Below are 13,114 nucleotides of genomic sequence, written 5' to 3'. Positions count from 1 at the left end.
GCTGTTTCCTTATGTCGGGAAGGGTGACGGACCGACGAGCCCATGAACATAGCCGATGACGACCAGCAGAACGATCGAGGCCACAAAGAACATTCCGTCCTTGCCCAGCGTGCCCGGCTGCGACGGGGTCCAGTTTGGCTCTGCCCGGTTGATCGCGACAACCTCGACCATGCCCCACAGGAAGAGGCCACCGAACAGGATGATCGACGCAAGATCGCCGTTTACCAGCAGATGCGCCACGGCCCATGCCCGGAAACCCGCCAGCATCGGATGGCGCATTTTGTTCAGGATCAGGCCCTTGGTGCCCGCAGGGCTCATCATCCAGATCGCGATCAACACCAGCAGGTTGTTGATATGCACCATGAAGGTCGGCGGTGACCAGACATGGATGAAATCGGTCATGCGATAGCCGATAACCATCAAAACGATGGACACCAGCAGTGCTGCGGCAACCGCCCCTTTGCCAGACTCGCCCATCGCGGCGCGTCGCTCGGGCATAATACGTTTGAACAGATGGGCGGCCCACCAAAGCGCCACACCCAGGATCAGAAGAACGAAGCCCATTGCCGGCCTACCCCGCTTGCAAAGTCAAAATCGCCTCTGCTTTTGCCAGAATTTCGCGGGCCGTTGCAACGTGAAGATTTTCGACGATCTTGCCATCCACCACGGCAACCCCCTGCCCCCGCGCTGTGACTTCTTCGAAAGCGGCAATCTGGCGACGGGCCAGGTCGACTTCGCTATCCGACGGAGCAAAGGCGGCGTTGGCGATATCCACCTGCGCCGGGTGGATCAGGGTCTTGCCATCAAAACCCATATCCCGGCCCTGTTCACATTCGGAGGCCAGCCCCTCGACATCCTTGAAGGCGTTGTAGACGCCGTCGATGATGATCAGGCCCTCGGCCTTGGCCGCCAGAACACACAGGCCCAGTGAGGTCATCAGGGGCGTGCGGTCAGGGCGGAAACGGGTCTGAAGCTCCTTGGCAAGGTCGTTCGTGCCCATGACGAAGCCCGCCATCAGCGGATGCGCCGCGATTTCCGCCGCGTTCAGCATGCCGCGCGGTGTTTCCATCATCGCCCAAATCGGCAGATCGCCGGTGATCGCAGCGAGCGCCTCTACATCCGCGGCGCTGTTCACCTTGGGCAACAGAACGACATCCGCCGCCATCTCGCGCACTGCTTCGGCATCGGCCCGCCCCCAAGGGGTGTCGAGGCCGTTGATTCGCACGATCCGCACCCGATCGCCATAACCGCCCGCCGCCAGAGCCGCCTTGAGCGTCTCGCGGGCGTTGTCCTTTTCATTCGCGGCAACCGCATCCTCGAGATCAAAGATGATGGCATCGACAGGCAAGGTTCTGGCCTTTTCCAGAGCCCGCTCCCGGGATCCCGGAATGTAAAGTACTGAGCGATAGGGGCGCAGGCGTTGATCCATGGTTTTCCCTCAAGAAATAAAGTTGCGCAAAACTGCCCCCTTTTTTCCGGAAAGTTCAAGAGCTAAAACGCCGCATTGCAGCATTATCGCCGCGTAGCAACGCAACGCGCGCGCATTTCATCACTCTGTCAGCCTCTCTGACGCAGCCTTTCCTTACAAACATGCAAGGGTGATACGATGAACAAAATAGCATTGGCGATGAGCTTTGGTATACTGGCGCTGGCGGCTCAGCAGTTGCAGGCACAGGGGCAAAACTGTGCGCCGCGTGAAGCGGTTCTGGAAAGACTTTCGGAAACCTTTGGTGAAACCCGTCGAGGGATCGGGTTGGCCCAGCAGGGGGTGGTGATGGAGGTTTTTGCCCCGGACGAGACCGGTTCCTGGACAATCACCGTCACGTTGCCCAACGGTGTGACCTGTCTGGTGGCATCGGGTCAATCTTATGAAGCCCTGGCCGACAACCTGCCCGCATCCGGACAGGACGCCTAGGTCAGGGCGTCCCAGATCAATTTGCATCCCGTGACCATCAACAAAACATAGGCGATGCCGAAAAACACCCGCTCGGACACCATCCAATGCGCGCGGACGCCAAGCCATGCGCCCAGCAACGCGAAAGGGGCCAACAGCAGATCCGCCACTGCGGTCTGGAGTGTGAACATCCCAAGAAAAGCATACGGGACGAATTTGGCAATGTTGATGGCCCAGAAAACAAGAACTGTCGTCGCCTGAAACTGCGTCTTCGAAAGCTGTTGTGACAGCAGATAGACGGCCGCAGGCGGGCCTCCGGCATGGCTGACAAAGCTGGTGAACCCGGCAACCACGCCCGACAGCAACCCGACCGAAGCAGGCAGCCGGTTGGCAAGTGATGGCGCCCAACCCCGCGACTGGCCAAGGTGCCATATCACGAAAAGTACCGAAATCCCGCCGATCAGCAGGCGCAGCACATCTGCATCGGTGACCTGATACAGGCAGGCCCCCAATGCGACGCCGGGCAGGCCACCGAGGATCAGCAACCTGGCATCTGGCAGACTCCACCGCTTCCAATAGGGACGCAAGGTCGCCAGATCGATCAACATCAAAAGCGGCAGCATCAGCGCAAGCGCTTGACCCGGTTCCAGTATCAGCGCCAGAATCGAGGCTGATGCAAAGGCCACGCCTGAACCGAAACCGCCCTTGGAAATGCCTGCAAAGACCACCGCCGGGATCGCAACGACGAAAAACAAGACGTTGATTTCCAACACGTCAGCGCCCCCGAAACCCCTGTTCCCCAAGTCCTTTAGCGCAATCAGAAGGCCGTGCGCAATCTGTATGCGGTCGCATGCCGCGTTGTAGAACCCTTGCGCGATGCCGTTTTAACGACTAGCAAAACCGCGATTTCAAACCCGACCGGAGATATTCCAAATGGCCAGACCCAAGATCGCGCTGATCGGCGCAGGTCAGATCGGCGGCACGCTCGCCCACCTCGTCGCACTGAAAGAACTCGGCGACGTCGTTCTCTTTGACATTGCCGAGGGTATCCCCGAAGGCAAGGCATTGGACATCGCTGAATCCGGCCCGGCCGAAGGATTCGACGCCAAACTCAAAGGTACCCAGTCCTACGAGGATATCGCAGGCGCGGACGTCTGCATCGTCACCGCCGGTGTGCCCCGCAAGCCGGGCATGAGCCGCGACGACCTGCTGGGCATCAACCTCAAGGTCATGAAATCGGTTGGCGAAGGCATCGCCGCCAATGCGCCCGACGCATTCGTGATCTGCATCACCAACCCGCTCGACGCCATGGTCTGGGCGCTGCGCGAGTTCTCGGGCCTGCCCCACAACAAGGTCTGCGGCATGGCCGGGGTGCTGGATTCGGCCCGCTTCCGCCACTTCCTGGCGGAAGAGTTCAACGTGTCGATGAAAGACGTGACCGCATTTGTTCTGGGCGGCCACGGTGACACGATGGTGCCTTCGGTGCGCTATTCGACTGTCGCCGGCATTCCGCTGCCCGATCTGGTTGAAATGGGCTGGACCACGCAAGAGCGCCTTGATGCCATCGTGCAGCGCACCCGCGACGGTGGCGCCGAGATCGTCGGCCTGCTGAAGACCGGTTCGGCCTACTATGCGCCCGCCACCAGCGCCATCGAAATGGCCGAAGCTTACCTCAAGGACCAAAAACGCGTCCTGCCCTGTGCCGCCTATTGCGATGGCGAACTGGGCGTGAGCGGCATGTATGTCGGTGTTCCGACCGTGATCGGCGCAGGCGGCATCGAGAAGATCGTGAACATCAAGCTCAACGCTGTCGAACAGGAAGGCTTCGACAATTCGGTCAACGCCGTCAAGGGCTTGATCGAAGCGTGCAAGGGCATCGACGGCTCGCTGGCCTGACGAGTCGCATTCCGCAAAATCAGGATCGGCTCGTATCGGGCCGATCCTTTGCTGATGTCACCACCCGCAATCGGCGACATTGCAAGGCCGCACGACCCGGCCGGGTGATATTAGAGTCGGTTTTCAGCTTCTTGCTGGCGTTCCCACGTTTCGATCATACGGTAGTCAACAGCATAGAAGCGTTCGATGTCCCCCCGGATCGCGTCCGATACCGCAACCTTCAGTTTCGCCGATCTGTTTTCCCAGATACCGTGGTCGGCCGGTTCGGTGCCGGTTGCCTCGTCAACCCAATCAAATACCTGCGCCAAACCATCCTCGAACCTGAACAGCTTTGTATCAGGCACGACGAAGTCGGCCTGAGGTTTGATATGGTTGTCGAACGTGTATTCATCCCGTCCATACCGGTCAAAAGCCGCCTTGACCCAATCATCAAAGGGCTTCGGGTTCGCCTTGCCTGCGGCACGGTATCTATACTCGCTGACTATCCGGGACACCGGGTCGCGGAATACGGCAAAGGAGTGATCATAAAACTCGCGCGGAACCAATTTGGAGTGAATATGCGAATCCATGTGATGAGCAACCGTGGCTGACCATCCCATTCTACGACCATGCCGCAGGGCAAGCGGGCCTTTCAGCGCCAGATATCTCTCAATGCTGGTCCCACCCGTTTTGGGAATGTGCACAAAAAACAGTATAGATTGAGATATCCGCGCAAGAGGCATGATCCACCAGTATGAAGCTCCGGCCTTGGAATCCGGCCTTGTTTGTCTCACCCCGACATTGCACAGGTCGGGACCTCTCTCAACACCATCGTTTGCAAGACAGCCAAGCCGAGTCGCACAGAGCGCTGTTTCCCAAGCCAACCATTTCCGTATGTGATCACACCTAAAAAACCTGTGATCACAAAACATAAAAATCTTCGTGAAAATCCCCCATTTCGGCAAAAAACCCTTTAAATCCGGATGCCGAACACGCCTATATCGGTGAAATCGCAGTCACACGGGACAGTTTCGATGAACATTCACGAATACCAAGCCAAGGCTCTTCTTCGCAGTTACGGTGCGCCGGTTTCCGACGGGCGTGTCGTTCTGCGCGCGGAAGAGGCGAAAACCGCCGCCGGTGCGCTCGACGGCCCGATGTGGGTGGTAAAAGCCCAGATTCACGCAGGCGGGCGCGGCAAAGGGCACTTCAAAGAATCCGACGCCGGCGAAAAGGGGGGCGTGCGCCTGACCAAGTCGGTCGAGGAAGCTGCCGAGGAAGCCAAGAAGATGCTGGGCCGCACTCTGGTGACGCATCAGACCGGCCCGGTCGGCAAGCAGGTGAACCGCATCTATATCGAGGACGGCTCGGGCATTCAGACAGAGATGTACCTAGCCCTGCTGGTGGACCGTGGCACCAGCCGCATTTCCTTTGTCTGCTCGACCGAGGGCGGTATGGACATCGAAGAGGTCGCCGCCGAGACACCTGAAAAGATCCTGTCCTTCTCGGTCGACCCGGCAACCGGCTATCAGCCCTATCATGGACGCCGCATCGCGTTCATGCTGGGCCTCGAAGGCAAACAGGTGAAACAGTGTGTCGCGCTGATGGGTACGCTGTACAAGATGTTCGTCGACAAAGACATGGAGATGCTGGAAATCAACCCGCTGATCGTGACCGACGCGGGCGATCTGAAATGCCTCGACGCAAAGATGGGCTTTGACGGCAACGCTGTCTATCGCCACCCCGACATCGCCGAACTGCGCGACACGACCGAGGAAGACCCCAAGGAACTGGAAGCCTCCAAGTACGATCTGAACTACATCGCGCTGGATGGTGAGATCGGGTGCATGGTGAACGGTGCCGGTCTGGCCATGGCCACCATGGACATCATCAAGCTCTACGGTGCCGAGCCTGCCAACTTCCTCGACGTGGGCGGCGGCGCAACCAAGGAGAAAGTGACCGAAGCCTTCAAGATCATCACCTCGGACCCGAACGTCAAAGGCATCCTGGTGAACATCTTCGGCGGCATCATGCGCTGTGACGTCATCGCCGAGGGCGTTGTCGCCGCGGTGAAAGAGGTCGGCCTGCAGGTTCCGCTGGTCGTGCGTCTGGAAGGCACGAATGTCGAGAAAGGCAAAGAGATCATCAACACCTCTGGCCTGGACGTGATCGCGGCGGACAACCTGAAAGACGGTGCCGAGAAGATCGTGAAGGCTGTTAAGGGATGAACCCCGTTGAAATCCTGTCTGCACTAGGAAGCTTAGCCAGCTTAGCTTCTTTTGCTGATGTAGTTCTAAAAAGCACAGATCGTGATCGCATCCTGCTTGATAGAGCAGAAGCTGCGGGAGAGAATCTTGCCACCAAACAGGATGCCTTAGCTGAAATAGCTGCCGCGATGAAGGACCCTGTCGTTGAGGCTATCGCAGAACGCATTAGGGATCGTAAGAACCGCGCCGCCCACAAAATTCGCTCAGGCGGAAGTGTGACGGCAGAAACGCAAGAGATGATTGCAGACATTTGTGAGTTCTTGAACGCAGTGCGCGCGCAGCAGGGCGGACAGATAACACAACCTGATCTCTCGGAAATCTGGAACAACTTCGGTTGTGAAAACATATAGGAGAACGCCAAATGGCAGTCCTCATCGACGAAAATACCAAAGTGATCTGTCAGGGCTTTACCGGCTCGCAGGGCACATTCCACTCTGAACAGGCCATCGCCTATGGCACCAAGATGGTCGGCGGTGTGACCCCCGGCAAAGGCGGGATGGAGCATCTGGGCTTGCCCGTGTTCAACTCGGTCCACGAGGCCAAGCACGTGACCGAAGCCAATGCCAGCGTGATCTATGTGCCGCCGCCCTTTGCGGCTGACTCGATCCTCGAAGCGATTGATGCCGAGATGGAAGTGATCGTCTGCATCACCGAAGGCATCCCGGTTCTGGACATGATGAAGGTGAAGCGCGCGCTGGAAGGCAGCAAGTCGCGCCTGATCGGGCCGAACTGCCCCGGTGTCATCACGCCTGACGCCTGCAAGATCGGCATCATGCCCGGCCACATTCACAAACGCGGGAGCGTGGGTGTCGTTTCCCGCTCGGGTACGCTTACTTATGAAGCTGTGAAACAGACAACTGACGTAGGACTGGGCCAATCCACCTGTGTGGGCATTGGCGGCGACCCGATCAAGGGCACCGAACATATCGACGTGCTGGAATGGTTCCTGGCCGATGACGAAACCACTTCGATCATCATGATCGGCGAAATCGGCGGCTCGGCCGAGGAAGAAGCCGCACAATTCCTGGCGGATGAGGCAAAGAAGGGCCGCAAAAAGCCGGTCGCCGGTTTCATCGCAGGCCGCACGGCCCCTCCGGGCCGCCGTATGGGCCACGCGGGCGCGATTGTCGCCGGTGGCAAGGGCGGTGCCGAGGACAAGATCGAAGCCATGCGCTCGGCCGGTATCGTCGTGGCCGAAAGCCCGGCGCAACTGGGTGAGGCTGTGCTGGAAGCGATTGGGTAAGATGCTCAAGGACCGGGACATAGCTGTGAGGGCAGCGCCCGGCCGCGGGTGGGCGCAAAGCGCCCGCCCATGGGGGCGGTCGGGCGCTGCCCGGCGGTGCCGCCGGGCGGGTGCAGTATTCGTCGCGCTAAGCACTCTGTGCAGCCCCGTATATGCATCCGGTGAACCGGAAACCGTCCGCGATGTATTGAGACTGTGTTCTGACATCGGAAACAACGTTGCGGCGGTTGATGACGAGTTGAAAAATCTCGGCTGGCAGGCTGCTGATACACCGCGAACGAGTTTGAACGTGCTGTTCTGGTCGTTGTTTGCGCGGGACTTCGCAGTCTTTGGCGATGACGCCCTCGAGCTAATGGCAAATAGCGACGACCTTGGCACGCAGCTTGGTTATTTGATTGTAAATGCTGACTTCATGGCCGCTTCAATTCTGGGCAACTCTGCGCTGCCTCCGAACCAGCCCGCCTATAGCAAAGGCGAGTACCAACTGGCAGTTCTCGGCGTAAGCCTCGGTAAGGGTTATTGCATCATGGCGGGACCCAGCACCATCCTTGACGCCGTAACACAGCTCGACAGTTTTGCAGAAAAATGGCCCGAGGACATGCCAAGGAGCAATCGGGACGGCGTGACAGCCTTGTTTGGAACAGCGGGCAACGCAAAGATCTTTGCCGCCAATCTGGACGAACCGACACTCAGAACGCTCTATTCGTCGACGACAATCGAGCTCCCCGAATCCAGACGAACATTCGATCCGCAAATCTTCGATGCTCTGCCACCGGCAGTCATCAGTATCTCTCCCACTAAGCCTCAGTGAGGTAACCTCATGACCTTATCTGGCGCCATCCGAACCTGTTTTGCCAAGTTCTTCACGTTCTCGGGCCGTGCCTCGCGGCCCGAATACTGGTTCTTTTTCCTGTTCATCATGATCTGGAACATGATCGCCGGGATCGTCGACTGGCAGTTCTTCACTCAGGTTGTAGTGACTGAAACCGAGACTTCCAAATCCGTCACGGCCATCTCAACAGGTCCGGTGCAGACCATGGTCAGCTTGATCATCTTTTTCCCGCATCTGGCCGTCGTGTGGCGACGCATGCATGATACCGGACGCAGTGGGCTTTATGCTTTGCTGCCAATCCTGCTGATCCTCGGTGCGCTGGCCGTTCTGGTTTTTGGTATCGGCCTAGCCAGCCAGTTCCACGGCGGCACGCTGGATATCCTGTTCACGCGGGCAACCCTGCTCATCGTTCTTCCGACACTGCTGGTTCTGGTGGTGTCACCACTCCTGGTCCTGTGGTGGTTGACCCGCCCCAGCCAGCCAGGCACCAATCAATACGGTCCCAACCCATATGAGGTAGCCCCATGACCGAACATACGCCCAACGACGTCTTTCACGCCTCCAGTTTCATGCAGGGGCACAATGCGGAATATCTGGAGCAACTCTATGCCCAATACGCCAACGACCCCGGTGCCGTGGACGCGGCCTGGGGCGAGTTCTTTCGTCAGATGGGCGACGCCGATCTGGACGTGAAGAAAGAGGCGCAAGGCCCCTCCTGGGCGCGAACAGACTGGCCGCCGATGCCTGCCGACGACCTGACCGGCGCGTTGACGGGCGAATGGGCCGAGATCGACGCCAAGGCAGCGGGCAACAAGATCAAGGACAAGGCTGTCGCCACCGGCGTTGAGGTCAGCGAAGACCAGATCAAACGTGCGGTGCTGGATTCGATCCGGGCGCTGATGCTGATCCGGGCCTATCGCATCCGGGGCCATCTGGTGGCCGATCTGGACCCGCTGGGAATGCGCGCCAACACCCCGCATCCCGAGCTTGATCCCAAGACCTATGGGTTCACAGATGCCGACATGGACCGGCCGATTTTCATCGACAACGTACTGGGCCTGCAAATGGCCTCGATGCGGCAGATCGTTGAAATCGTAAAGCGTACCTATTGCGGCACCTTCGCGATGCAGTACATGCATATATCCGACCCGGCGCAGGCCGCATGGCTGAAAGAGCGGATCGAAGGGTATGGCAAGGAAATCTCGTTCACCCGCGAAGGGCGCAAGGCCATCCTCAACAAGATGGTCGAAGCCGAAGGGTTCGAAAAATTCCTGCACGTCAAATACATGGGCACCAAGCGGTTCGGTCTGGACGGCGGCGAAAGCCTGATCCCGGCGATGGAGCAGATCATCAAGCGTGGTGGTGCCCTTGGCCTCAGCGACATCGTCATCGGCATGCCGCACCGTGGCCGCCTGAACATTCTGGCCAACGTGATGGGCAAGCCCTATCGCGCGATCTTCAACGAGTTCCAGGGCGGCAGTTTCAAGCCCGAGGACGTCGACGGCTCGGGCGACGTGAAATACCATCTGGGCGCGTCCAGCGACCGCGAGTTCGACGGCAACACCGTACACCTGTCGCTGACCGCCAACCCCTCGCACCTCGAGGCGGTGAACCCGGTGGTGCTGGGCAAGGTCCGCGCCAAACAGGATCAATTGGGCGATGTCGAACGCACCAAGGTCATGGGCATATTGCTGCACGGCGATGCTGCCTTTGCCGGTCAGGGGGTCGTGGCCGAGGGCTTCGGCCTTTCCGGGCTCAAGGGGCACCGAACCGGTGGCACCATGCATATCATTGTCAACAACCAGATCGGGTTCACCACCGCGCCGCACTTCTCGCGATCCAGCCCCTATCCGACCGATATCGCGCTGATGGTCGAGGCGCCGATCTTTCACGTCAACGGCGACGACCCCGAGGCGGTTGTGCATGCGGCCAAGGTGGCGACCGAGTTCCGGCAAAAATTCCACAAGGACGTGGTCATCGACATCTTCTGCTATCGCCGGTTCGGTCACAACGAGGGCGACGAGCCCATGTTCACCAACCCGATCATGTACAAGAAGATCAAGACGCATAAGACCACTCTCAGCCTTTACACAGAGCGGTTGGTCAAGGACGGCCTGATCCCCGAGGGCGAGATCGAGGACATGAAGGCCGCCTTCCAGGCGCATCTGAACGACGAGTTTGAATCGGGCAAAGATTACAAACCCAACAAGGCCGACTGGCTGGATGGGCGCTGGTCGCATCTGGACAAGAACAAGGATGACTATGTCCGTGGCGAAACGGCCATTTCCCCAGAAACTCTTGCCGAGGTCGGCGCAGCGCTGACCCGTGCGCCCGAAGGTTACGCGCTACACAAGACAGTCGGGCGTCTTCTGGAAGCCAAGGCGCAGATGTTCGAGACCGGCAAGGGGTTCGACTGGGCCACCGGCGAGGCGCTGGCATTCGGCTCGTTGCTGACCGAGGGCTACCCGGTACGTCTGGCCGGTCAGGATGCAACGCGCGGCACCTTCAGCCAGCGCCATTCGGGCTTCATCCATCAGGAAACCGAAGAACGTTATTACCCGCTGAACAACATCCGGACGGGACAAGCGCAATACGATGTGATCGACTCGATGCTCAGCGAATACGCCGTGCTGGGCTTCGAGTATGGCTATTCGCTGGCCGAACCCAACGCGCTGGTCCTGTGGGAGGCCCAGTTCGGCGATTTCGCAAACGGTGCGCAAATCATGTTCGACCAGTTCATCAGCTCAGGCGAAAGCAAATGGCTGCGCATGTCCGGTCTGGTCTGCCTGCTGCCACACGGCTTCGAGGGCCAAGGCCCCGAACACTCGTCCGCGCGGCTCGAGCGGTATCTGCAGATGTGTGGCCAGGACAACTGGATCGTGGCCAACTGCACCACGCCTGCGAACTATTTCCACATCCTGCGCCGCCAGTTGCACCGCACCTTCCGCAAACCGCTGATCCTGGTGACGCCGAAATCCCTGTTGCGCCACAAGCTGGCGATCAGCGAAGCCGAGGATTTCACCACCGGTTCCAGCTTTCACCGGGTGCTGTGGGATGACGCGCAAAAAGGCAACTCGGACACCAAACTGGTCGCCGACGACAAGATCAAGCGGGTTGTCATGTGTTCGGGCAAGGTCTATTTCGACCTGCTGGAAGAACGCGACGCGCGCGGCATCGACGACGTTTATCTAATGCGGATCGAACAGTTCTATCCCTTCCCCGCCCATTCGCTGATCAACGAACTGGAGCGGTTCAAGCAGGCCGAAATGGTCTGGTGCCAGGAAGAACCCAAGAACCAGGGCGCATGGACCTTTATTGAACCCAATATCGAATGGGTCCTGACCCGCATTGGCGCGAAACACCCCCGACCGGCCTATGTGGGCCGCGCAACCTCGGCCTCGCCCGCGACCGGTCTGGCCAGCCAACACAAAGCCCAACAAGAGGCGCTCGTGAACGAAGCGCTGAGCATCGAAGGAAAGTAAGCGATGACGATTGAAGTTCGAGTACCCACGCTTGGCGAATCCGTGACCGAAGCCACCGTTGCCACCTGGTTCAAGAAACCTGGCGATGCCGTGGCAGTGGACGAGATGCTGTGCGAACTGGAAACCGACAAGGTGACCGTCGAAGTACCATCGCCCTCGACCGGCGTGTTGGGAGAGATCGTGGCCGCCGAAGGCGAAACCGTTGGCGTGAACGCCCTGCTGGCGACCCTTGCGTCCGGCGAAGGGGCGGCCCCGGCGCCTGCCGCGGCGGCAGAACCCGCAGAGGCCCCTGCAGCTTCGGGTGGCGGCGTTGATGTGATGGTGCCGACGCTGGGTGAATCCGTGACCGAGGCGACGGTTTCCACCTGGTTCAAGAAGGTCGGCGATACCGTCGCACAGGATGAAATGCTGTGCGAACTGGAAACCGACAAGGTGTCGGTCGAGGTTCCTGCCCCTACCTCGGGTGTGCTTGCAGAGATTGTTGCTCCCGAAGGCTCCACCGTCGAAGCCTCGGCCAAGCTGGCGGTAATCTCCAGCGCGGCCTCGGGCACATCGCGCGCACCCGCCGCCCCGGCAGCAGCAGTCACCCCGGCGGTTGCGACAAGCGGATCAAAGGACGTGGCCAACGCGCCTTCGGCCGAAAAAGCCATGTCCGAGGCCGGATTGACCGCCGGTCAGGTTCAGGGAACCGGCCGTGACGGACGCATAATGAAAGAGGATGTGGCCCGTGCGGTGGCAGCGGCCGCCGCCCCGGCGCCTGCGGCGGACGCACCTGCTCCGGCGGCACCAGCCCCACGCGCGCCTGTGGCCGCCGAGGATGCGGTGCGCGAAGAACGCGTGCGCATGACCCGTCTGCGCCAGACCATCGCCAAGCGCCTGAAGGACGCCCAGAACACCGCCGCGATCCTGACCACCTATAATGAGGTGGACATGACCGAAGTGATGGCCCTGCGGAACCAGTATAAAGACGAGTTCGAAAAGAAACACGGCGCACGCTTGGGCTTCATGTCCTTTTTCACCAAGGCGTGTTGCCATGCCCTGAAAGAAGTGCCGGAAGTGAACGCCGAAATCGACGGCAACGACATCGTCTACAAGAACTATGTTCATATGGGCGTGGCTGCAGGCACGCCGCAGGGTCTGGTGGTGCCGGTGATCCGGGACGCTGATACCATGTCCTTCGCCGCCATCGAAAAGGCAATTGCCGAAAAGGGCAAGCGCGCCCGCGACGGCAAGCTGAGCATGGCCGAGATGCAGGGCGGCACCTTTACCATCTCGAACGGTGGCGTCTATGGCTCGCTGATGTCCTCGCCCATTCTGAATCCCCCACAATCGGGCATTCTGGGCATGCACAAGATCCAGGACCGCCCAATGGTGATCAATGGTGAGATCAAGATCCGCCCGATGATGTATCTGGCCCTGTCCTATGACCACCGGATCGTCGACGGCAAAGGTGCCGTGACCTTCCTTGTGCGGGTGAAGGAGGCGCTGGAGGACCCGCGCCGCTTGCTGATGGATCTGTAA

13 protein-coding genes are annotated in these 13,114 nt (G+C 59.5%); 9 read left to right on the top strand and 4 right to left on the bottom strand.

The window, feature by feature from the left end:
- Positions 1-9: 9 nt before the first annotated feature.
- A complete protein-coding gene (locus ACR0LZ_RS05330; RefSeq protein ID WP_480748734.1) occupies positions 10-564 on the bottom strand; it encodes an NnrU family protein in 555 nt (184 codons plus the stop codon).
- 7 nt (positions 565-571) lie between these two features.
- On the bottom strand, positions 572-1,429 hold the full coding sequence (locus ACR0LZ_RS05325) for an HpcH/HpaI aldolase/citrate lyase family protein (RefSeq protein WP_480748733.1): 858 nt from the start codon (positions 1,427-1,429) through the stop codon (positions 572-574).
- Between the two features lie 177 nt (positions 1,430-1,606).
- Between ACR0LZ_RS05325 and ACR0LZ_RS05320 the strand changes: the two genes are divergently transcribed.
- Positions 1,607-1,915 (top strand): hypothetical protein, encoded by a 309-nt coding sequence (locus ACR0LZ_RS05320; protein WP_480748732.1) that lies wholly within the window; start codon positions 1,607-1,609, stop codon positions 1,913-1,915.
- On the opposite strand, the gene ACR0LZ_RS05315 is transcribed toward ACR0LZ_RS05320, so the two are convergent.
- A complete protein-coding gene (locus ACR0LZ_RS05315; protein WP_480748731.1) occupies positions 1,912-2,667 on the bottom strand; it encodes a sulfite exporter TauE/SafE family protein in 756 nt (251 codons plus the stop codon). The genes ACR0LZ_RS05320 and ACR0LZ_RS05315 overlap by 4 nt on opposite strands.
- 160 nt (positions 2,668-2,827) lie before the next feature.
- On the opposite strand from ACR0LZ_RS05315, the gene mdh reads away from it, so the two are divergent.
- Complete coding sequence (gene mdh, locus ACR0LZ_RS05310) at positions 2,828-3,790, top strand: malate dehydrogenase (protein ID WP_480748730.1); 963 nt, start codon at positions 2,828-2,830, stop codon at positions 3,788-3,790.
- Between the two features lie 110 nt (positions 3,791-3,900).
- Here the strand turns inward: mdh and ACR0LZ_RS05305 are convergent, their stop codons facing one another.
- Positions 3,901-4,512, bottom strand: coding sequence for a sulfotransferase family 2 domain-containing protein (locus ACR0LZ_RS05305; protein ID WP_480748787.1), 612 nt, complete (start codon positions 4,510-4,512; stop codon positions 3,901-3,903).
- A gap of 291 nt (positions 4,513-4,803) precedes the next feature.
- Here ACR0LZ_RS05305 and sucC point away from each other — a divergent pair, with 291 nt between their 5' ends.
- The 7 genes from sucC to odhB all read left to right on the top strand — a co-directional run bounded on the left by sucC (position 4,804) and on the right by odhB (position 13,114).
- A complete protein-coding gene (gene sucC / locus ACR0LZ_RS05300) occupies positions 4,804-5,997 on the top strand; it encodes an ADP-forming succinate--CoA ligase subunit beta (RefSeq protein ID WP_480748729.1) in 1,194 nt (397 codons plus the stop codon).
- Positions 5,994-6,386 carry a hypothetical protein gene (locus tag ACR0LZ_RS05295; RefSeq protein ID WP_480748728.1) on the top strand — a complete coding sequence of 131 codons (393 nt, stop codon included), beginning with the start codon at positions 5,994-5,996 and terminating at the stop codon, positions 6,384-6,386. The genes sucC and ACR0LZ_RS05295 overlap by 4 nt, the downstream gene beginning before the upstream one ends.
- An 11-nt stretch (positions 6,387-6,397) precedes the next feature.
- A complete protein-coding gene (gene sucD, locus ACR0LZ_RS05290; protein ID WP_209506539.1) occupies positions 6,398-7,279 on the top strand; it encodes a succinate--CoA ligase subunit alpha in 882 nt (293 codons plus the stop codon).
- Between the two features lie 238 nt (positions 7,280-7,517).
- Positions 7,518-8,090 (top strand): hypothetical protein, encoded by a 573-nt coding sequence (locus tag ACR0LZ_RS05285; RefSeq protein WP_480748727.1) that lies wholly within the window; start codon positions 7,518-7,520, stop codon positions 8,088-8,090.
- A 9-nt stretch (positions 8,091-8,099) separates the two neighbouring features.
- A complete protein-coding gene (locus ACR0LZ_RS05280) occupies positions 8,100-8,639 on the top strand; it encodes a DUF805 domain-containing protein (protein WP_480748726.1) in 540 nt (179 codons plus the stop codon).
- Positions 8,636-11,593 carry a 2-oxoglutarate dehydrogenase E1 component gene (locus ACR0LZ_RS05275; RefSeq protein WP_480748725.1) on the top strand — a complete coding sequence of 986 codons (2,958 nt, stop codon included), beginning with the start codon at positions 8,636-8,638 and terminating at the stop codon, positions 11,591-11,593. The genes ACR0LZ_RS05280 and ACR0LZ_RS05275 overlap by 4 nt, the downstream gene beginning before the upstream one ends.
- Positions 11,594-11,596: 3 nt before the next feature.
- Positions 11,597-13,114, top strand: coding sequence for a 2-oxoglutarate dehydrogenase complex dihydrolipoyllysine-residue succinyltransferase (gene odhB, locus ACR0LZ_RS05270; RefSeq protein ID WP_480748724.1), 1,518 nt, complete (start codon positions 11,597-11,599; stop codon positions 13,112-13,114).

The sequence above is a fragment of the Ruegeria sp. CI1 genome (assembly GCF_056536925.1).
This window is presented reverse-complemented; position numbering and strand designations above follow the sequence as displayed.